Annotated in this window: 12 protein-coding genes; 1 reads left to right on the top strand and 11 read right to left on the bottom strand. The window is 61.7% G+C overall.

Annotated elements, in window-relative coordinates; all coding sequences use genetic code 11:
* Positions 1-18: 18 nt before the first annotated feature.
* The 11 genes from IYY11_RS07110 to IYY11_RS07060 form a co-directional block, all read right to left on the bottom strand.
* Positions 19-1,641, bottom strand: a complete 1,623-nt coding sequence (locus IYY11_RS07110) for a (2,3-dihydroxybenzoyl)adenylate synthase (protein WP_196403213.1) — start codon at positions 1,639-1,641, stop codon at positions 19-21.
* Complete coding sequence (locus IYY11_RS07105) at positions 1,632-2,822, bottom strand: isochorismate synthase MenF (RefSeq protein WP_196403212.1); 1,191 nt, start codon at positions 2,820-2,822, stop codon at positions 1,632-1,634. Before IYY11_RS07105 ends, IYY11_RS07110 begins: the two co-directional genes overlap by 10 nt.
* A 72-nt stretch (positions 2,823-2,894) precedes the next feature.
* Positions 2,895-4,322, bottom strand: a complete 1,428-nt coding sequence (gene entS / locus IYY11_RS07100; protein ID WP_196403211.1) for an enterobactin transporter EntS — start codon at positions 4,320-4,322, stop codon at positions 2,895-2,897.
* Positions 4,323-4,325: 3 nt separating this feature from the next.
* Complete coding sequence (locus tag IYY11_RS07095; RefSeq protein WP_312029713.1) at positions 4,326-11,525, bottom strand: non-ribosomal peptide synthetase; 7,200 nt, start codon at positions 11,523-11,525, stop codon at positions 4,326-4,328.
* A gap of 43 nt (positions 11,526-11,568) precedes the next feature.
* Positions 11,569-11,793, bottom strand: a complete 225-nt coding sequence (locus tag IYY11_RS07090) for an MbtH family protein (RefSeq protein WP_196403210.1) — start codon at positions 11,791-11,793, stop codon at positions 11,569-11,571.
* A complete protein-coding gene (gene fes / locus IYY11_RS07085) occupies positions 11,790-13,160 on the bottom strand; it encodes an enterochelin esterase (protein WP_246719727.1) in 1,371 nt (456 codons plus the stop codon). Before fes ends, IYY11_RS07090 begins: the two co-directional genes overlap by 4 nt.
* A complete protein-coding gene (locus IYY11_RS07080) occupies positions 13,157-14,758 on the bottom strand; it encodes a PepSY domain-containing protein (RefSeq protein ID WP_196403209.1) in 1,602 nt (533 codons plus the stop codon). Before IYY11_RS07080 ends, fes begins: the two co-directional genes overlap by 4 nt.
* Positions 14,759-14,773: 15 nt before the next feature.
* Positions 14,774-15,058 (bottom strand): hypothetical protein, encoded by a 285-nt coding sequence (locus tag IYY11_RS07075; protein WP_196403208.1) that lies wholly within the window; start codon positions 15,056-15,058, stop codon positions 14,774-14,776.
* Positions 15,055-15,342 carry a hypothetical protein gene (locus IYY11_RS07070; RefSeq protein WP_196403207.1) on the bottom strand — a complete coding sequence of 96 codons (288 nt, stop codon included), beginning with the start codon at positions 15,340-15,342 and terminating at the stop codon, positions 15,055-15,057. The genes IYY11_RS07075 and IYY11_RS07070 overlap by 4 nt, the downstream gene beginning before the upstream one ends.
* Positions 15,343-15,357: 15 nt before the next feature.
* A complete protein-coding gene (locus IYY11_RS07065; RefSeq protein ID WP_196403206.1) occupies positions 15,358-17,790 on the bottom strand; it encodes a TonB-dependent siderophore receptor in 2,433 nt (810 codons plus the stop codon).
* Positions 17,791-18,197: 407 nt separating this feature from the next.
* A complete protein-coding gene (locus IYY11_RS07060; protein ID WP_246719726.1) occupies positions 18,198-20,237 on the bottom strand; it encodes a heavy metal translocating P-type ATPase in 2,040 nt (679 codons plus the stop codon).
* A gap of 422 nt (positions 20,238-20,659) precedes the next feature.
* Between IYY11_RS07060 and IYY11_RS07055 the strand changes: the two genes are divergently transcribed.
* The gene (locus tag IYY11_RS07055) at positions 20,660-21,001 is read left to right on the top strand and encodes an antibiotic biosynthesis monooxygenase family protein (RefSeq protein WP_026222724.1); all 342 of its coding nucleotides are present in this window, start codon (positions 20,660-20,662) and stop codon (positions 20,999-21,001) included.
* The last annotated feature ends 12 nt before the right edge of the window (positions 21,002-21,013 follow it).

The following is a 21,013-nucleotide window of genomic DNA, read 5'->3' as shown; positions in this document are numbered from 1 at the left end:
GTCAATTCCTGTTTGCGTTTAGACGTTGAGCTTCGCCTGGATGTCGTCGCGAAGCGTTTGCTTGTCGACCTTCCCGAAGGCGGTAAGCGGCATTTGATCGATGAATTCAAAACGGTCAGGGAGTTTGAATTCAGCGACACCCTGGCTGCGGAGGTGCTTGCGCAAGGCGATCGGTCTTAGCGCCGCGTCGCTCGTGACAATGTAAGCGCAACTTTTCTCCCCCATGACGGCGTCAGGCATGGAAATGAGAGCCGCGTGGACCACAGCTTCGTGCTGAAGCAGCACATTCTCGATCTCTTCCGCAGGAATCTTCTCGCCGCCCCGGTTAATCTGATCCTTCTTGCGGCCCACGACTTTCACATCGCCGTCCGCCGTCATCACGACGAGATCGCCTGTGCGATAGAAACCATCTTCATCGAAAGCGCGGGCGTTGTATTCGGGACAGCGATAGTACCCCCGGATCGTGTAGGGACCGCGAGTCAGCAGTTCTCCGACTTCGCCCGCGGCGACCTCTTCGCCATCTGCATCGACGACTTTCAGCTCATCATCGGGACTCATCGGCCGGCCTTGAGTCGTGAAAATGCGCTCGGGCGCATCATCGAGACGCGTGTAGTTGACGAGCCCCTCCGCCATGCCGAAAACCTGCTGCAGCCGACAGCCGAAGACGGCGACAATTCGGCGGGCGACCGTCTCGCTCAGTCGCGCGCCGCCGACATGCATCACGCTCAAGGTCGGCGCTTTCAGAGAGGCGTCAACAGTCGCGTCAAGCCATAACGAAGCAATCGTCGGCACAATGGCCGTGAAGTTTACCTTGTGACGGCGCATGAGATCGAAGCAGAGATCCGCGCTTGGATTTCGCGCCATCACCACTGTTCCGCCGACGTGAAAGACGCCGAGCGCGCCGGGCGAACTGAGCGGATAATTATGCGGCGCCGGTAGCGCGCACAGGTAGCGGCTCTCCGCCGTCAGACCGCAGATTTCCGCGCTTCGCCGCACGCTATAGTAATAGTCGTCATGGGTGCGCGGAATGAGCTTGGGAACGCCGGTGCTGCCGCCCGACAATTGGAAAAACGCCACCTGATCGGCCGCAGAAGGGCGCGGTTCGTCCGCCGCGCCGTCTGAGTCACATTCCCACAGCGACTCAAGATTTTCAGCATATTCAGTTCGTCCGTGGATGGCCACGACGCTCAATGTCGGCGCGAAGCTCCGCAAGCCTGTGACATAGACGCCGTCCGCGAAGAGACGATGTTCGGCGGACGCGATGAGAAGCTTGGGTTGAAGCTGCTGCGCATAGGCGGTCATCTCCAGCCTGTCGTGGCTGAACAGCGCATTGACCGGCGCCACGCCCATTTTGAGCAGCGCAAAAAAAACGATGTAAAACTCGGCGACGTTGGGAAGTTGAACGAGCGCGGTATCGCCCTGCTCTATTCCGCGTCGCATGAGGCTTGACGCAAGTCGCGAGGACTTGGCGTCCAACTCAGCGTAAGTGAGATGTCGCTCGCCGCAAATGAGCGCGACGGCGCCAGGATGACGATGGCAGGCGCGCTGCAAAATCTCCGTCAGCGGCTCGCCGCGCCAATAGCCTTTCTCGCGATATCTACGGGCGAAGGCTTCGGGCCAGGGCGTGAACTCTATCGGCATGCCGGGCGCTCCCCCGTTTCTATTCCGAAGGCGCGCAGCATCGTGCCTAACTTGGCTTCAGTTTCCGCCCATTCGGATTCCGGATCAGAAGCTTCGACGATGCCGGCGCCGGCAAAGAGTCGAATGGCTTTGTCGTGAACCGTTCCGCACCTTATCGCCACCGCCCACTCGCCATTACCCTCTGAATCGCACCATCCGACGGCGCCGCTGAAAACGCCGCGGTCGAATGGCTCCAGAGCGCCAATCAACGACCGCGACTCGGCGGTTGGATAGCCGCAGACCGCAGGCGTCGGATGCAAACGGCAGGCTAGTTGAAGCGCCGACGTGTGGTGGTTCGCCAGCTCGCCGGTGATCAACGTCGAGAGATGCCACATCGTCGACGTGTTCATGAGCGCTGGCCCAGCGGGCGTCGTCAGAGCTTTGCATACGGGCTCCAGCGCTTCCTGTATCTCATCCACGACGAGCCTGTGCTCGAAATTGTCCTTGTTCGACTGCAACAGCGTGCGGCTCGCCAGCCGATCCTCTTCCGGGTCCGATCTGCGTTTGGCCGAACCGGCCAAGGGATTGGAGCGAATGGCGGCGCCGTCCTTTCGGATCAGGAGCTCAGGACTTGCGCCAAGCAATATCGCCCCATCGGTCAAGGGCGCCTTGAAATGATAGCCGCTGGGATTTTGCTTCACCAAGGCGTTCAAGATCGCTGCGACGTCGACCGGTTGCGCGAGTTCGATCTCGAGGATGCGGGATAGAACCGCTTTCGACATTTTCCCGGCGCGAAAGCTTGTGATCGCGCGCGTGACGGCGTCTTTGAATGCGTCCTTGTCGGGGAGGCTACGCATGCCGAGCACCGTGGGCGCCCGCTCCGAGCGTCGCTCCTCGACCATCAGCGACCCTCTTGCGAAATCCGTATAACTCATTGGCACGAACAGTGAGCAGGGCTGCCGTATGTCGAAAGGAATGGCGCCCGCAACAATGGGATTTACCTGTCCGGCCTGCCGCGCCCGATTGATTGCGCCCTGCACGGCCGTCTGCAGGAAACTATCCGAATGCGCCGCGCCGCACGCCGAAAGACAAATTCTCTCGGCGATGCCGAATGCTTTGATGCTTCGATGCGGCGAAGTGAACACAAAGCTGGTATTGGCTTCAATGGTCGAAACTGAAGGAGCAAGATTAATCGCATTCATGTCGCACCTCTACCTACCGCTATCGATTTCGTTCTTCATCAAAAAGCGTCGCCGACATGCACGGCGTGCACATCAAGCTTTCTCGGTCTTCGAGAGTTGAGGCTGCGGCCGTTCGCTCTTTTCGGCGCTCGTCGAAGGCAAATCCTCGCTCCTCTTTGACGAGGCGAAACGAAGCGAACGAAATCCGATCGCCATCGCCCCGCTCGAAAGAAGCGCGATAAGGCTGAAAATGAGAATGGCTGACGTCAGCGGAAAAACGCGAGTCAGGCCTCCAAGCGCAAGCGCGCCAAAAGCATCGCCGGTGACCGCCTGGGCGGCCCATAGACCATTGACCCGGCCCAACAAATGTTCCGGCGTGTGGCGTTGGACAAGCGTGAACTGCAGAAGCGATGCGATCGAGCTCAAATAGCCAAAGCCCGCGAGCGCCATAAAGGCGACGACTGGATCGCTGACAAATCCGAGCGACCCGAGCGCGACGAAAGCCGCCGGGCCGCTTGCGAGCAGCAGCGCTCCGGAACGAGCAAAGCCGCCGAGCCAACCTCCTGTTAAGGCGGCTGCCGTCGCGCCCAGCGGCGCTGCGGCATACATCATCCCCACCGCCGACGGCCCGACGCGGTATATGTCCTCGGCAAGCGCCGGCAAGAGAATGCGGACGCCGCCGCCGAGACTGACAAGCGCGCCCACGGCGACGACGGCGCCGACGAGCCTGTTAACGAAAAGATAGCCTACGCCCGCCCCGAGCGCGCGCAGGGGGTGCTGCGGTTCGCGTCTGGCAGGAGGCATCGGTGGAAGCCGCATGAGCTGAGCGACGGTGAGCAGCGCGCCGATCGCGGCTGCAAGGAAATTCCAGCCCACGCCGAAAGACGCGATCACCATCCCGCCGAGCGCCGGAGAGAGGATTCCGCCCATGCGAATCGTCAGCATGTTGAACTGGCCGGCAGCGCCAAGATTTTCGCGGCCGACGAGAAAAGGCGTTGCGGCGAGCAGCGCAGTAACGCCGAGCGCGCTGAAAAATCCGTCCCATAGCGCCAACGCATAGATCGCCAGCACTGACGGCGACGCGCTGAAGCCATTGACGGCGAGCGCCGCGAAGCCAATGCCGCATACCGACCGCGCAAAGAGGATGAGCTTGCGTCTATCCCACCGGTCCGCGAGCACCCCGCCCGCCAACAGCCCGGCGAAGGCGCCGCCGCCGCCCAGCGCCATGGCTATTCCGACTTGCATAGGCGAGCCGGTCAATTCCTGGATTTGGACGGGCGCCGCTACTGTCAGCATGCCCAGCGAAAACACCGAAAGGGTTCGGGCGATGACGACGGTGCGAAATGGCGCATTGTCGCGCAGCAGACTGAGGTCCAACAGCAGAGTGGATTTGTTCTTGACGATGTTCTTGACGATGTTTTTGGCGACGGCGCCCGCCGGATCACGAGATGAACCCGGCGACACGGCATGGCCTTCGTTGCGCGTCTCTTGCGACGCTTCTGGGGCGCGCTGAGTGTCCATCCCCTAGCTCCTCGCCTCTCTGTCGCGCAGCAAGTCGTTGAGGATTGGCCCCAAAGCCTGCAGGGAGCGCGGAGAGACAATGTCCGTGTGGGCGCAGTCCAGGTCGACGACGTTGAGCTGGCCCACATAGGGACGCCAGGTCTCCTGGACGTCCATTCCCGGCGGCAAGGTCCGCCTCGCTACGAATAGCGTCGCCGCTCCGGGATAGCGCGCCGTCCTCGCGGTGGAGAGTAGACGCACTGAATCTTCGTAGTTCCGCATGATATTGCCGAACATCTCCGCCTTCTCCTTCGCCAAGGCCGAGTCGAGAGCGTCTTTGGAGGCGTTCATGAACAGCGCGCGCTCCTTCTCGATCTCGCGCTCTTCGTCTTCCGTCGGCGGTCTGCTCCAGTCCTGGATTTCCGGCGGATAGGTGTCGAGCAGTCCGAGAAAGTCGACCACGTCGCCGTCTTCAACCAGGCGCGCGGCGATCGCCTGCGCCACCACGCCGCCGAGCGAATAGCCAAGCAGGCGGTAGGGCCCGCGAGGCTGTATGCTGCGGATCGTGTCGAGATGTCTCTTGCAGACCTCATCCATCGTATCGCAGACGGCGATGACTCCGTTCGGCCGCGGCGACTGAAGTCCGATCACGGGGCTGTCGCTTTGGAGGTAGCGGGTAAGGACGCTGAACTGCCACGAAAAGCCGGAAGCTGGATGAATGCAGATCAGCGGCGCATCGGCGCCCGAGCGCAGATGCAGCACTTCGCCGAAACCCGCCTTGCGCTCTTCGCCCGCTTGTTCGTCGAAAAGCGCGCGCGCAAGCCGTTCAACGCTCGAATTGACGATGACTTCGCCGACGGAGACAGGCGTCTTGAATTCCGCCTCCAACGCCGCGGCGAGCTGCATGGCGAGCAAGGAATGTCCGCCGAGCGCGAAGAAGTCATCGTCGGCGTTGACCTCATCGATCCCAAGAACACGCGCGAATATTTCTGAAAGAGTCGTTTCAATTCCCGGAAGCGGCTTGCGGCCTTGGCGTTGAAGCCCATTTCCCGGCGCCGGCAACGCCTTTCTGTCAAGTTTGCCGCTGGCGTTCAGCGGGAATTCCTTGAGGCAGATGACCGAAGTCGGAGTCATATGGCCTGGCAGACGCCGCAAAAGCGCGCCGCGCAACGCCTCGCCGTCGAGTTCCGCATCCTTTGATGGAACGACATAGCCGATCAACTGACGCTCATCGGCGCCGCCGCCCACGCGTTCGCCCGTCGCTCTTGCTATGACCGCGGCCTGCGCGACGCCAGGCTGCTCCAGCAGCACGCTTTCGATTTCGCCGAGTTCGATCCGCTGACCGCGGATCTTGATCTGGTCGTCGCCTCGACCAAGATATTCGACGGTTCCCCTCCCGAACCAGCGGACGATATCGCCTGTGCGATACATTCTCTCGCCGTCCGCAAAAGGATCGGCGACGAAACGACTGGCCGTGAGCGATCGGCGGCCGAGGTAACCATCGGCAAGTTGCACGCCGGAAAGATAAAGTTCGCCCGCGACTCCGACTGGCGTCGGCCGCAGCCAGCCATCGAGAACCCGCAAGCCTGTGTTCCACACGGGCCGGCCGAGGGGAACGCTGGCCGCCTCAGCAGCGTCTTCTGCACCTACTCCGCACGCCTGTTGATAGGTGACGTCGACAGCCGCCTCTGTCGGACCGTAGAGATTATGCAGCGGCGCGCTGAACAGCGTCTCATAGGACCGGGCCAATTCTTTCGACAGCGCTTCGCCGCTGCAAAAGACGAGACGCAAACTGCTGGAGTCCGCCGCATGGCCGGATTCGGATTTGGCCGTCGCGACGAAGGTCGCGAGCATTGACGGAACGAAATGGATCACGCTGATCCGGTGGTCATGAATGAGCCGAAGCAGCTCGCGCGGATCGCGATGTGCTTCCGGCGGCGCGACGACGAGTCGCGCGCCCGTAATCAGCGGCCAAAAAAACTCCCATACCGAAACATCGAAGCTGCTTGGCGTCTTCTGCAAGACGACGTCGTCAGCAGTCAATCGGTACTCATGCTGCATCCAGCGCAATCGATTGACGATCGCCTTGTGAGAGATAGTCACGCCCTTAGGACGACCCGTCGAGCCGGAAGTATAGATGACATAGGCCGCATCGTCGGGGCTTGGGCGGATGACTCTGTTCAAGCTGTCTTCGCTCGGACCATCCGACAGCTCATCATAGACGAGCGATGCGCCCAATTGCTCGAAGCGCTCCTGCAGTTCTCGCGTCGTGACGATGAGGCGAGGTCGAGCGTCTTGCGCCATATACGCAAGACGTTCTTCCGGATAGCTTGTGTCGAGCGGCAAATAGGCGGCGCCCGCTTCTTGCGCGGCCATCAGCGCGATAACCAGTCGAACTGAACGCGGCAGCGCGATCGCGACGATGTCGCCGGTCGTGACGCCGATGGCCGCGAAGTTGCGCGCGAGCGCCGTTACTTGCCGCCGAACCTCGCGGTAGGACAGCGCATGATCGCCGTCGACCAGCGCTATGGCGTCCGGCGTGCGCTGCGCCTGGTCCGCCAACAGCTCGCACAGGGTGCTCGGATGAATTTCCACCTTCGTCGCGTTGACGCGCGCGAGAAGATCTCGCTCATCAGGGAGCAAAACGTCCATCACAGAGAGCGGCGCATCGGGTCGGTCGACGAGCTGTTCCAGCAGTCTCGTCACACGGCGGGCAATGCGCTCCGGCTCCTTGACGCCTTCGCGATATTCGAGCCGCAGCTCCAGTTCGCGCCCCGGCAGAACCATCAGCGTCAAAGGATAATGCGTATAGCCGCGGTTGCGGGCGCCGACGCATCGCAGACCGCCGAAGTCCGCCGCGAACAGATTCGCATCTTCCGGATAATTCTCCACCACGAGCAATGTGTCGAAGAGGTTCGCGACGCCGCACAGTCGTTGGATTTCGCCAAGCCCAACGCCGTCATGCTCCAGCAGCCGAATTTGGCGCTGCTGGACATTGACAAGCTGCTCGAGCAGCGGCTGATCTGGGCGCAGCCGCAAGCGGACCGGTAGCGTGTTGGTGAAAAGTCCAATATGCGCTTCGATGCCTTCGATCGCCTCGGAACGTCCCGACATCGGCGATCCGAACACGACGTCGCTGCGGCCCGTCATAGTTGCAAGGAAAGCGCCCCATACGCCTTGCATCAGCGAGTTGAGCGTCAGCCCGCGGCTGCGGCGCAGCGTCTCAAGTTCTTCCAGGAATCCGGGCCGAAGTCGAAGCGGCAATTCATGAATGGCTCCGAAGCGCTTCGTGTCTTCATACAGCAATGTCGGCGCAGCGCCCTGCAGCGCCTCTCGCCAGGCGAGACGCGCAGGGGCCGGGTCGCGGCTTGTGAGGCGACGCACGACCGTTGGATAGTCGGGCGTGAGAGGTGGCAGCGCATGACCCGCATAGGCGCCGAGCAGCTCTCGCAGCATGATCGTTGAAGACCAGCCGTCGCCGATCAAATGATGCGAGCAGATGAGCAGAACATGCCTGTCGCCGGCAAGGCGCACGAGCGTCGCCTGCGCCATCATTCGCTCTTGCGCCTCGGCGCCAAGAAAATCGCGGTCGAGCTCCGCTCGCTCGAGACGATCGAGTTCCGCGAACTGCTGCTCTTCATCGCATGCGTCGAGTTTACAACGCTTCCATGGCCAGTGACGTAGACTGGAACCCTCATCGAGCCGCGGAAGGATTTGCAGCGCCGCGCCCTGCTGAACATCGAAGACCGCCGCCAGCTGGGGGTGACGGCGGAGCAGCGTCTCCAGCGCATCCTTCAGTCTTTCGACATCAAGCGGACCTTCGAAATCAAAGCGGGAGATAGCGTTGTAGCGGCTGGCTTGCTCGCCGAGCCGGGCATGGAACAGCAGTCCTTCTTGTAACGGCAAGGCAGGCAATACGGCGGCGATAGGACCGTAACGCTCGCGCAAGGCATCCAGCTCCGCCTCGCTGATTTCGCTGCTCTCAAGAGTTTCGGCGGGCGCCACCTCAGACTTCGACTCGAGCGCCTTCGCCATACGCGCGACGCTGCGGCACTCGAAGATGTCTCGCGGCCGCAACAAGGCGCTGCGCCGACGCAGCGCCGCACAAAGACCTATCGCGGAAATGCTGTCGCCGCCGAGAAGGAAAAAGTCGTCATCGGCGCCGACGTGGTCTACGCGCAGGATGTCGGCGATAAGATCGGCCAGCATCGCTTCGGGTCCAGGAAGCGGCTGGCGGCTTTTCGACTGAGCCGCTTCAGACGGATCGGGCAAAGCGTTCCGATCGAGCTTGCCGTTGGCGCTCAGCGGCAATTCCTCCAAAATCATGATCGCAATCGGCGTCATATAGGCAGGAAGGCGCTTGCCCAGCGCCGCGCGCAGCGCTTCGCCGTCGAGTTCGTCGCCGCGCGTCGCGGGCGTGACATAGCCGATGAGTTGTCGAGCGTCAGAAGCAAGCGCCGACGCATCCCCACGGCCGAGAACGCGCGCGATCACCGCCGCCTGCGCGACGCCAGGCTGATCCCGCAAAGCGCTTTCGATTTCGCCGAGTTCGATTCTCTGGCCGCGTATTTTGAGCTGATCGTCGCTGCGACCCAGATAATCGACGGTTCCGTCGGACAGCCAGCGCGCGATGTCGCCGGTGCGGTACATGCGCTCGCCATCGGCTTCGGGGTCGGCGACGAACCGGCTGGCGGTCAGCGAAGCACGGCGCCAATAGCCTTGCGCGAGTTGCGCCCCTGTCAGATAGAGATCGCCGGCGACGCCGATCGGCGCAGGGCGCAAGCGCGCGTCCAATATGCGCAAGCCTGTGTTCCACAAAGGCCGCCCGATCGGCACGCCCGGTCCCCGCGCCGAGGCGAGCGCCTGTCCGAATGCAGGCTGATACGTCACCTCGACCGTGGCTTCCGTCGGTCCATAGACATTATGCAGCGGCGCGTGAAAAAGATTTCCGAAGGCTTCGGCGAGTTCCTTCGACAGGGCCTCGCCAATGCAAAACACTGCCCGCAGGCTTGCAGCGTCACGCGCGGCGTTCGCCGTCGTCCGAACGCCGGCGACAAAGGCGGCCAGCAGCGACGGCACGAAATTCATCGTCGTGACCCGATAGTCGCGGATGACCTGCAGAAGGGCTTCCGGATCCCGGTCGACTTCTTCCGGAGCCATCACGAGGCGGGCGCCGCCGGTCAAGGGCCAGAAGAACTCGCCGACGGAGACATCGAAGCTGCAGGGCGTCTTCTGCAACGCAACGTCGGCGGCGGTCAGCGAATATTCGTCTTGAAGCCAGTACAGGAGATTGACGACCGCGCCGTGAGAAACAACGACGCCCTTCGGCTTCCCGGTGCTGCCTGACGTGTAGATGATATAGGCCGGGTGGCCCAGCGTGAGCGCCGTCTTTGGCGCTGAAGGATAATCTTCGACGCCGGGCGCAAGATCATCGAAGATCAGAACCGGTCCCATACTTTCGAACCGGCTTCGCAGATTCTCGCTGGTGATGATCACGCGCGGCGCTGCGTCCTCAGCCATGTAGGCCAGTCGCTCGTCGGGATAATTGATATCGAGGGGCAGGTAGGCGGCGCCCGTTTCCAGCACCGCCATGATCGCAAGACTTAAGTGAACAATCCGGGGAAGCGCGATCGCGACATGATCCTCAGCGACCACCCCCGCGGTTGCAAGCATTTGCGCAAGTCGAGAGATCTGCCGCCGAACCTCTCGGTAGGTCAGCGTATGGTCTGGATCAACGAGCGCTATAGCGTCTGGCGTCTTTGCCGCCTGGGCGGCAAGCATGTCGCATAACGTCAGCCGTGGAACATCTTTCGTTGTGTCGTTCGCCGCCGCGATCAGCGCGCGCTCGCCTTCGGTCAGGAGCGGCGCCGCGCCGATTGCGAGCTTGGGATCTGCCGCGAGGCGCTCCACAAGACAGGCGAGCCTCTTCGCGTGCAGTTCCAGATCCTGCTCGTCGTAGCGATCGCAATTGCCGACGAGATCGATCGTCAGCCTGCCGTCGTCGACATAAAGATCGAGTTCCATGTCTTCGACCGGCCCCGACGCGAGCTGATGCGTTACGCCCGCGACGCCATGGAAATCGAGCCGATAATCGAACATCTTGAGATTGAGCATCGGCCCGTAGAGAGAGCGATCCGAGCCGACCAGCCCGAGATCGCGCCGCAGCTGTTCGGCTTCGTACCGTTGGCGCCGCCGCACCGCCCTCAGTTCCAAGGCAAGCGCTGTCGCCGCCTCCGACAATAACATCGAGGGGTCGATGCTCAGTTGCACAGGCAGGACGTTGACGACAGGACCTGCGGCGAAGAGCGCGATGGATCCCATGCGGCGCATGAAAGGCATGCCGACCGTCAATCGCGTGGCGCCGCTCATCCGATGCAGATACGCGAAGACGGCCGCCATCGCCATTTCGACGCCGGAGACGCGCACGGCGGCGCCTTGCGCCTCGAACGCCGTCATAACGTCTGGCGGAAGAGATATTCGTCGCCGCAGCGGCAAGGACACAGCCCCGGCCTGGGGCGTCTTCGCGCTCGGCTGCGACAATGCGATCGGGGTCGGCAGATTTTGGGCGTGGCCGAGCCAAAACAATCGGTCTGCTTCCTGCGCCTTCGAGCCCTCGTAGGACTGGTATTCTTCGACGACCTCGGCGAAGGAGGTGAAAGGCGAATCCCTTAAAGGCTTACGGCGCCTTAGCGCCGTGTAGATATCGGCGATGCGCCGCGCGATGGCGGCAAAGCTGAAACCGTCGACCATCAAATGGTGGTAGCGCTGATACCAGAACCAACGCTCGCCGTTCGATGTATCACCGAGACGAATCAGCGCGTGCCGATAAAGCAGCGCGTCGCCATCCAACGGCAGATCCGCCGCCAGATCGGCGCGCATGAAGGCAAGCGCTGCAGCCTCCGGAGCGGGTTCTTCGCTGACGTCAACGACATCCGGATCGGGCGACTCCCCAGCATTTATGCGTTGAGGAATGATTTGCGAGAGCCGGCCCTCCGTCTCGATAAATCGGGCATGAACTGTATCGGCCTCGGAAAGTCCGATGCGAATGGCAAGGCGCAGCGATTCAAGATCGACGTCGCCATTCAGCTCCACATATTGTGCAACGATGAAGGCGTTTAGCGTCGGTGAAACCTGATCGCCCATCCAGATGCCCGGCTGCGCTGCAATGAGCGGGAGCTCAAGCGCGATCGGCAAGGAAGGTCGCAAAGGCGGGGCAAGAAGCACTTATCGTTCCCTTCGAAGGAAAGGCTGTCGACGAAATCGTTTGTTAGCGCGGACGAGAGGCCTCACGAAGAGACTTTGGGCGCATGTCCGTCCAATGCTCATCGACAAAGTTTATACAGTCGCTCCGATCGCTCGGGCCGAAGAGCCGTCGCCAACCTGCGGGCTTCGGGGCGAATGTCGGCCAGAGACTGTGCTGCCCCTGGGAATTGACCAGAACGAGAAACGTAAGGCTTTCGTCGTCGAATGGATTTGGCTGCGCGTCGTTCACACATTCACTCCGTCGCGTTTGTAATCGCGTCTTGAAGCGTCCGAGCGAGACGCCGTAACGCCCGCGGGCGCCGCACGATGGTCGGCGAGCAGACGGGACAGTCCGTCGATCAATCCGCCACGCCAGCAGAGCGGATCGTGCCCGCCCGAATAGACGCGATAGTGGGCGTCGTGCCCCGCGTCGATGAGAGTCCGGTGAGTGCGGTCGCTGGCGACGCGAATGACTTTCTCAAAGCTTCCAGCCTCCAGAAAGACGCGCAGACGGGAAACGCCGCTCTTGCTGCTCTCGATCAAATCGGCGACGACGTCTCGCGCATGGCTGCGCGTGTCCGGAACGTGCGGGCGCAGCTCCTCCCCCACATAGCTTCCCGGCCACCAAAACGAGCCAGATTGGCTGAGCACGCAACCGAAGCATTCTGGCGAGCGAAGTCCGGCGAAAAGCGCCGCGAGTCCGCCAAAACTCTGTCCCGCGATGACGGTCTTGCTCGGATCATGGCAGCACGGCGCGAGGCCTGCCACTATTGTTAATAGCTCCTGTTGAACGGCCTCCAGAAAGGCTTCGTCACACGCGAGTTCGCGCGTTCGTATTTTTGCATCCAGCGAGTCGATGAGCACATAGACGCTCGGCGGGAGCAAGTCGGCTTGCGTGGCATGATCCAGGGCCGAGAAGACCGGCATGGCTTTGGCCCAATATTGGCCGTCCAGGAGCACGACAAGAGGAAGCTTGCTCTCTTGTGTCGTCGCGCCCGTGCGATAAATCCAAACACGGCGAGTGTTACGCAACCGAGCGCTGCTCCATTCCATGAGATGCAGGCGACTTTGATCGGCTGCTGCGCGGTTATTGCGGTCGACGTCACGCCACGCCGTTTGGAATGGCGCCTGTGGAAGATGCGCCGCGGATAATGGCTGTCCGCGCAGACCGACATGGCCAAAGTTGGGGTTCAGCGGATCGGTCTGCGCGAACTTCAACGCCGAACGCCACCACTCCTTCGGAGTCGTTTCGCGGCCGACGCCATGTGCGCCAAGGAGATGGTCGTCGTTGAGAGGAATGAAGCAATAGCTTCCGCGCCATTCAGCCTCGACCTCAAAGAACCAATGCCAGACGTCCGTTCCGGCGATCCGCTCTAAAGAGGCGGACTCATTGCTTTGATGATCAGTGACTGAGCAGATATCGATATAAACCGATAGAGTCCTCGAGGCCGTCGCATCGCCTTCGGGGTCTCGCCACAAGAACAAGACGCGCGCCCGGTCGCCGCCGATCGCCTGGACAATTGGGCAGCCTTCGATGGCGACGCGGCGCCACCAACGATTCGAACCCACGTCTTGGCCGAAGCGCGCTTCCAACAATTGCTCGCAGGGCGTCGTCATCGCGCGTCCTCCTGCAATTGCCGGTGTGACGCGGACCAGACGCTGTCGGCGGGCCCATATTCGACGCGATGAGCTGCAGAGCGCGCCATCCAGACGAAACATAGTGCGGCGGAAAGCGCGACGAGATCGACGCCGAGCGCGGCCATGCTCGCCGAACCTTGCATGCCGAGCGCAGGCGATGTCCAACTGAACAGTGTGGTGAAAGGAATTGCCGCGGCGGCTATCGCGGCAAGCCAGAGAAGCTCGACGCTGGCCGCGGCGGCTCCCCGAAGGAACGACCAAAGCACGCTCGCCACGAACACGGCGTAATAAACGCCATTGTGCCACACGTCGATGTTCGCGACGCGGCCGTTCAACCATTTCGCCGCCACGATCGTGATGGAGATCGCGCAGATCGCGCCGAGACAAACGCCGACGGTGGCGGCGGACATCAGCCGCGTCGATGTCTTCTGAATTACGGGCCCGCCGTTTCTCCGTTCAGTTCGCCGACGAGATTCGATCCAAAGCAAATTGCCGGAATAGAAAAGGAAGGCGCCCGCGACGCCGAGAAGGAAGTAGCAGACGCGCACGGCATCGCCGCCGAAGGTGGCGAAATGCAGGGCGAAGAACGTCGCCACGACGCCCGTCCAAGTTCCCTCTCTGCCCGGCAGATAGTCCGTGTTGGCGATCTCGCCGGTGACTGGACTGATGACCGCAAACCCCTTGCCTCTCGTCATATAGCGGGTGTCATGACCCCAAACCTGAACCGAGGCGCCCCGAAGCCCGGCGTTTCGGTAACGCATTTCGACTGGGACGAAACTTGGCGACGCCGCCTTCACCCGCTCAAGGAGCGTGTTGACGGGCAGCATCGGCGCGGGTCGCTCGTCCTTTTTGATCGAGTTGAAGGGGTTGCTCGCGGCCATGACTGACTTCAGACGGCCGTCATAGACGACGTAGTCGAGCGCGTCGTATAGCTGGTCGTGCAGGGAGAAAACGACGGCGCTCAGCGCGATGACGATGTGGAACGGCAGGCTGACGACGCCCACGACGTTATGCGCGTCGAGCCACATGCGCTTGAGATTGGCGCCGACTCGCAGCGCGAAGAGATCCTTAACGAGCGAAGGCAGAACGATGATCAAGCCTGACACAAGCGCGACGGCATAGACAGCGCTCACGACCCCCATGATGGTCTCACCGATGTCGTTCGCGCCTGGAATGCCAGCGGTTCGGTGAATGTTGTCGACGAAGTCGGCAAGACTCGAGCGATATGACTGCGCAAGGCGCACCTCGCCTGCTGGAGAAAGCTCCGCCGACCATGGCGTCTTGTCGTCCTTGCCTTTCCGCCATGTGAGGCGCGTCCAAACATCTTCGGTATCGGTGAGATAAAGTGTGAATTCCTTCGCTGCGTCAGGCCGAGCGGCAAGGGTGCGCGCGATCAATTCGTCCGACTGCGCGAGCGCCGTGAGACGGACCGGCGCGGGGGATGAAACCCAGCGCGCGAGCGGCTCGGCGAACACCGTGATGGAGCCGGCGTAGAAGGCGATGAACAGAAACATCCCGGCGGTGATGCCTGTCCAGGTATGGACAACCTTATAGAGTCGAACAACGTCGCTGCGCATCGTGCGTTGTCCCGATTAGCGAAGGAAAAGGCGGCAGGCGAAGAGGCCGGCGTACGCCAGTAGATTTACGCCGCCCAGCCAGAGCCAGGCGCGCATACCGCTCGAAAAAAAGAAACAAAGAGTCAGCGTCGTCAGCCAGATCGGCGCGATCAGCCACATCACCAGCTGAAATTTATTCGGAGTTGCGAGTCCGCCGGGACTGAGCCACGCGAAGAGACCCGCAAGACCGATCGCGAGGCTGAAGCCCAGAATGACGCCGGCCGAGGTTTTACTGACCCAATCGCGTCGGATCTGATTCATGGCGTGTTCCTGATCAAGGTTCGCAGCGCCCCCAGGCACGGAAAAGCGATGAACAGAAGCATGATCAAAACGAGCGCCGCGAAAATCGCGGTCGAAAGCTGAACCACCTGACTCCAGAGAAAGACGCCGAGAAGCAGCAGCGCCGCGCCAGCGAGGCCGCTCCACGGAGCAGGCAGAGGCCGCGACAGCCAGCGCTGGTTCTGTGCGCCGAGATAGAGGCCGGCGGCGCCCGTCGCGATGGCCGCGCAGGCGGCGAATTGAATAGCTGCGGGCGAGAGGTTCATCGTCCGCTCCCATCTTTAGAAGTTGAAGGTCGCCGACAGGAGGACGGTGCGCGGCGCATCGAGCGTGGCGAAACCGTCGTTAAACGCTCCAGACCAGTAGCTGCGATTGAACAGATTGTTCACATTCGCCCGCAGCGTCATGTCTGTGCCGTATATCTTCGTGGTGTAGCGAGCGCCTGCGTCGAAGCGCGTCCATTCAGGAATTCGGTAGTAGTTCAACGAGTCGACATAGAGGGCGCTCGTATAGATGACGCGGCCTTCCACGGTCACCCCGACCAGATAGGGAAGGTCCCATTCGCCGTAGAAGTTCGCCTGCCATCTTGGTATGCCGAAGGCGTTCTTTCCGGTGGTCTTTCCGTCAGCGCTCTGGGTGATGACGCCGACCATATAGGTGACCCCGCCCAGCACGCGGACGCCCGGGATCGGCTCGCCAAAGACGTTCCACTCGATGCCCTGGTTGCGTTGCCGGACGGGCTTGTAACTGAGCAGGCCGCCGCTCGTCACGGTCGAAAGAGTGGGTTGCGTAATCTCGTAGAAGCTCAGCGTATTCGCGAGAACGCCCAAATCCAGCTTCGCGCCGGTTTCGATCTGCTTGGAGACGAAGGGCGGAAACGACTCGTTGAAATTGGTTGCGAGCGGATTGGTGACTCGTAACCCCTGACTGAGGCCCTCGATATAGTTGGCGTAAAGCGACAGCCGATTGTCGAACGGCTTCACGATCAACGCATAGGCCGGCGAGAGACGATGGCTATCATAGGAGTTGGTCTCCAAGCCGGTATTGGCCTGGAACGTCTTGGTCATCACCCGTTGGCTGCGCAGGCCGCCGATGAACTGGATACGATCGTCGAACGCGGAAATAGTGTCGGCGAAGGCGAGGCTCGCCAGATAGTTCTCTCCGGTCTTTCGCGGATCGGTCTCGAAATACAGCCGACTGGGATTAAACGCCGTGTTCGGAACGACCGCCGGCGGCGGCGCCTGAGGCGGCACGACGGGGACATAGATGTTCGATCGGTACGATCCGCTGAACCCGAACTCCGAACTTTGGCTGAATTTCAGCGCCGAGGCGCTCAGCACGAATTGATGGCGCAGCGGGCCCGTGTCCAACTGGCCGCGAATGCCGCCCTGCGTCGACAGCGTATTGGTGTAGCCGCGCAGATTGACGATTCGCGGTCCAGTAAAGTTGCCGAGCAGATTGACGCTGGGGGCGTTGGTTCCGTTGGTGAAGCCGAAGTTTCGGCTGTCCAAAAACCCGATGCCGGCGAAAACGGTGACATTTTCTGCAATATCGAGTTCGCCGCGCGCCATGACCGCCGCGTTCTCGAAGCGGGCGTTCGTACCGATAAACAGATTCTTGCTTGCGCTTGGCGCAGCCGCTACTCCAATGCCAGTGAAGCTTGCAAAGAACGGGCTGCCGTTCTTGGAAATTTCCTGGCTGTGATAGGCGTCGATCGACAGCCTGACGCGCTCTTCACGAAAATCGAGCGCCAGCGCATTCAGGCCGCGCACTTTCCACTGCTCGTCGAGCGCGGTCCCGCCGCTGCGGTAAACCCCGTTGTAGCGAACGCCGAATTGATTGTGGTCGCCGCCGCGCCGGCCGACGTCGATATGCGTGCCGAACTGAGAACTGGATGTGTAGTCGGTGCTGACGCTGGTGATCGGCGCGTCGCTGGCATTTTTGGTGACGAGATTGATCGAGCCGCCGACCGCGCCGAAGGGCGCCATCCCGTTGAGCAGCGCGCCCGGACCCTTGAGAACTTCGACGCGCTCCAGGAATTCGGTCGGCACATGGCCGTCGGGCGCGAGACCATACATGCCATTGAGCGCGAGTTCGCTGCCAAGCACGGGGAAGCCGCGAATCCTGAAATTCTCGCGAATGTGCCCGGCCGACGTGGCCATGCGGACCGACGGATCGTTCTCCAGGACCTGCTGCAAGGTGCGCGCCTGCTGGTTCTCGATCAGCGCCGACGTGTAGCTCGTCACATTGAACGGCGTATCCATGAAATCGCGATTGCCGAGCATGCCAAGCCGGGCGCCGCGAGCGACCTCGCCACCGGCATAGGCGGGCGGAAGATTGCCGATTTCGCCCGTTGGCGGAGACGGCGCGACGCCGTTGGCGCCGGAGAGCAGCGGAGGACCGACCTGCGGGACGGCGGAAGTCGCGCCGCGCGTCGTCGAAGCCACATGCGGTCTCGGGCCGCTCGGGTGAACGCTGCTCGCCCGTGCGCTTGACGCCACTGGTCGTTGCGTTTGTTGCAGCGGTTTTGCTTGCGGCTTTTCACGCGGCGCATCCACGGTCACCGGCGGCAGTGTTTGCGAGGCGTTCTGCGCCGAAGCCGATGCGATTTCGAGCGCGATCACAACCGGCGCGCCGAGACCACAAACCAGCAGGGATTTTTTCCCGATCACCCAAGATTCGAGGCAGGAAAATTTGGAATGTTTCTTAGTCATTCTTCTGCCTCTACTAGTGTGCAGTGCGATGCCTCGCGTTGTATGCAGCACATAGCGCGGATATTTTTTTTTCGTCAATTATGTAGTCGTTATTTCGGAAGTCTTTTAAGCACATGTGACATATGTACCATATATAACGTGTATTTATTCTCATTCCAAAGTAGATAGTACTTTGTTGCTTAAGTTGTAAACAAAACGACTCGCACGCAGTCACCGTGCAGCGCCAAAGCCATAGAATCCGATCACGCGGCGGACCGGTCCGAGGAAATCGCGAGGGTGCTGGTCTGAGTTGCGTCCGAACTCGTGGACGCATCGAGCTTCAGATCGCGTGGTTGGGCGCAACGCTTGCAGCTCATCGCGATTCACCCGGCGGGCGCTTGCGCCGCCGAGCGGAAGGAGCGCTGCTATTATTCTTGCGCCCGGCTGCGCTCGAGTGCGACTGAAGCGCGTGAGATCTTCGCTGTGGCGGGAGTCTGCGCTCGTCCGCTCAGCAGGGCGCGCAGCAGGACGGCGATCGTCGTCCCATTGTGCAGCGTGGCGGCGGCGAGAGGAGAAAGACGGCCGAACGCCGCAGCGCCCAGAATCGCCGAATTCACCCCAACCGCGATTTTAAAGTTCGAATGGATCAGCCCCATGGCCTCGCGGGCGATGGTCAGCATCGTGGCGACGGAATCGAGTCTGTCTTCCAGCAACACGATGTCGGCGGTGGCCCGAGCAATATCGGCGGCGCGCGGCATCGAGATGCCGACATCGGCCGCCATCAATGCGGGACCGTCATTCACGCCATCGCCGATATAAGCGACGCGGCGCCCCTCCCGCTTGAGCGCCGCTATGATCTTGGCCTTATCTTCCGGCTGCTGTTCGTAATGCACCGCATCGATGCCAAGCGTCTCCGCGAAAGCCAGCGCCGGCGCCTGACGATCGCCCGTGATCATCACGAAGCGCTTGACTCCTAACGCGCGCAACTGCGCAAGCGTGCTCGCGCTCTCCGGCCGCAATCGATCGCGCAAGGCGAAGACCGCAATCGGGCGCTCGTCGGCGGCGACATAGAGAAGCGATTTGCCTTGTTCTTGAAGCGCTCGCACGGTCTTGCGGGCGTCCGCGAATGAAATGTGCTCGTCGTCTTCGAGATAATGCCGGCTGCCAAACCGAATGCGACGTCCATCGACATTCGCTTCCACGCCGTGACCGACAATGAAATTGACGGCCTCATGCGGGATATGGGCGAGCCGGCGCTGCTGCGCGAGCCCGACAACGGCGCGCGCGATGGGATGGCTCGTGTGTTCGCCAAGAGACGCCACCATCGCAGCCGCCCGTTCTTCATCGATTCCCGGGTCCAGCGGACAAATGTCCGTGACCTCCAGCGTGTTGTGGGTCAGCGTGCCGGTCTTGTCGAAGACGATCGTGTCGACTCCGGCAAGCGTTTCGATCGCCGTTCCGCTCTTGACCAGACAGCCTTCTTGCGCGGCCCGGTACATTGCGGATTTTATGGCGATCGGCGTGCCGAGCTTCACGGCGCAGGAATAGTCGACCATGAAGACGGATTCGATCCGGCGCCAGTCGCGCGTGAGCGCGAACACCGCTGCAGCCGTGGCCAGCGTAATGCCGACGCGCCGATCGGCAAAGAGGCTGGACACAGTCTCGATCTCCGCCGGACGGTCGAGCGCCTCCTGGACATAGCGCGCGATACGCCCGGTGGTCGTAGCCTCGCCCACGCGCTCAGCCTGGATCACGAGCCGTCCGTCGGTGACAACGCCGCCCGCGAGCGCCTGATCTCCAACCGCGCGCGGCAGGGGAAGGCTTTCGCCGGTCACCGACGACTGATCGACATAAGCGTCGCCGGCGACCACCGGGCCGTCGACCGGAATGGTTTCGCCGGCGCCGACGACGACGCGCTCGCCGCCTTTAAGCTGCATGAAAGGCACACGCGCGAGCTCGCCGTCGCGGCCTTCCACCCAGACGTCGCCAGGCGCCTGTCGCAGGAGCGAACGCAGCATTTCGTCTGACTGCTGGACGGTGGTGGCCTCGATATGCTCCGCCAGCGCGAGAAGGAAGCGGGTCACGCTGGCGGTGGCATATTCCTGGCGCGCCGCCGGCACGCCGATGGCGAGCGCATCAAGAACGTCGGTCTTCAGCTTGCCGCGCGACGCCGCAAGCATGCCGCGCGCGAGGACGCCGGCGATGTTAAGCCAAGTGACCGCTGCGGCGAGCGGCGCGGGAAGCAGGAGCGCGGCGGCGATCGCGCCGGCTGCAAGAGTCACGCGCCTGGCGTTGGCGGCTGGCGGAGGTCGCCAGACCTCCGCGGCCATTAAAGGCGTTCGACGTGCGGTCGCGAGAATGGCGCCGCGGACCTCCGGCTGTCCGTCATATACCAGCGTCATCGATGCGCAGGCGCGATTGGCGCGCACGGACGCGACGCCGGGAAGCTGTCGCAGCGCTACTTCCATCTGCGCAAAATCGTCCGCATCGGACAAAATCCGCAACCGCAGTCGCTTGTCCAACTCATGGACAATTTCTACACACGCCATGGTCAGCGAGGACCTCAAAAGCGTTTCTCGGAAATGCTTGCGAGCGGCGATCTCCGACTCTACCTTCACGCGGCCGCGAGATTTCGCTCCTAACTTAGTTTGGCGCCCCGGTCCACAATGCGTTGCGGTCTTAGCGGAGCCGCTACCGCGCGATAGAGCATTAAGGCATGCCATATGGCGGAGAGTTGCTGATCACGCCTGCGGCGAACGTCAGATCAGGGACCATAGCCATCGAGTCCCAGCCGCTCCCTGCTTCAACCACGTTCTTTGCCTTTCGCCTTAAGGACGATTAGCTAAGAACGCCGGCGGGACCCGCCGAGACCAATGACAGGAGCCGAGTCATGTTTGTCGCAATGAACCGCTTCAAAATCGTCAAGGGAAAGGAACAGGCCTTTGAGGACGTCTGGCGGTCGCGTCAGTCGCGGCTTCAGGAAAGGCCCGGCTTCATCGTCTTCCATTTACTCAAGGGGCCCGAGCGGGAGGACCACGTTCTCTATGCGTCCCATGCGCTGTGGGAAACTCGGCAGCACTTCATCGATTGGACGCATTCCGAACATTTCCGTGAGGCCCACAAAAACGCTGGTCAGAACCGCGATCTCTATCTGGGCGGTCCCGAATTCGAAGGCTTCGACGCGGTTCTCACCGAATCCAATCCAAACTATGCGCCGACTGCCGCAGAATAGTATTGAGGCTGC

Origin of the sequence: Methylocystis sp. H62 (assembly GCF_015709515.1) — a bacterium.
In the GTDB taxonomy this organism is placed as follows: Bacteria; Pseudomonadota; Alphaproteobacteria; order Rhizobiales; family Beijerinckiaceae; genus Methylocystis.
Note: the sequence above shows the minus strand (reverse complement) of the source record. Positions and strands in the feature narration are given on the sequence as shown.

Bases quoted from the DNA above. Each gene is read 5' to 3' on its own strand.
- IYY11_RS07110 (WP_196403213.1), bottom strand. From the start codon at position 1,641: ATGCCGATAGAGTTCACGCCCTGGCCCGAAGCCTTCGCCCGTAGATAT.
- IYY11_RS07105 (WP_196403212.1), bottom strand. From the start codon at position 2,822: ATGAATGCGATTAATCTTGCTCCTTCAGTTTCGACCATTGAAGCCAAT.
- entS (WP_196403211.1), bottom strand. From the start codon at position 4,322: ATGGACACTCAGCGCGCCCCAGAAGCGTCGCAAGAGACGCGCAACGAA.
- fes (WP_246719727.1), bottom strand. From the start codon at position 13,160: ATGACGACGCCCTGCGAGCAATTGTTGGAAGCGCGCTTCGGCCAAGAC.
- IYY11_RS07080 (WP_196403209.1), bottom strand. From the start codon at position 14,758: ATGCGCAGCGACGTTGTTCGACTCTATAAGGTTGTCCATACCTGGACA.
- IYY11_RS07075 (WP_196403208.1), bottom strand. From the start codon at position 15,058: ATGAATCAGATCCGACGCGATTGGGTCAGTAAAACCTCGGCCGGCGTC.
- IYY11_RS07070 (WP_196403207.1), bottom strand. From the start codon at position 15,342: ATGAACCTCTCGCCCGCAGCTATTCAATTCGCCGCCTGCGCGGCCATC.
- IYY11_RS07065 (WP_196403206.1), bottom strand. From the start codon at position 17,790: ATGACTAAGAAACATTCCAAATTTTCCTGCCTCGAATCTTGGGTGATC.
- IYY11_RS07060 (WP_246719726.1), bottom strand. From the start codon at position 20,237: ATGGAAGTAGCGCTGCGACAGCTTCCCGGCGTCGCGTCCGTGCGCGCC.
- IYY11_RS07055 (WP_026222724.1), top strand. From the start codon at position 20,660: ATGTTTGTCGCAATGAACCGCTTCAAAATCGTCAAGGGAAAGGAACAG.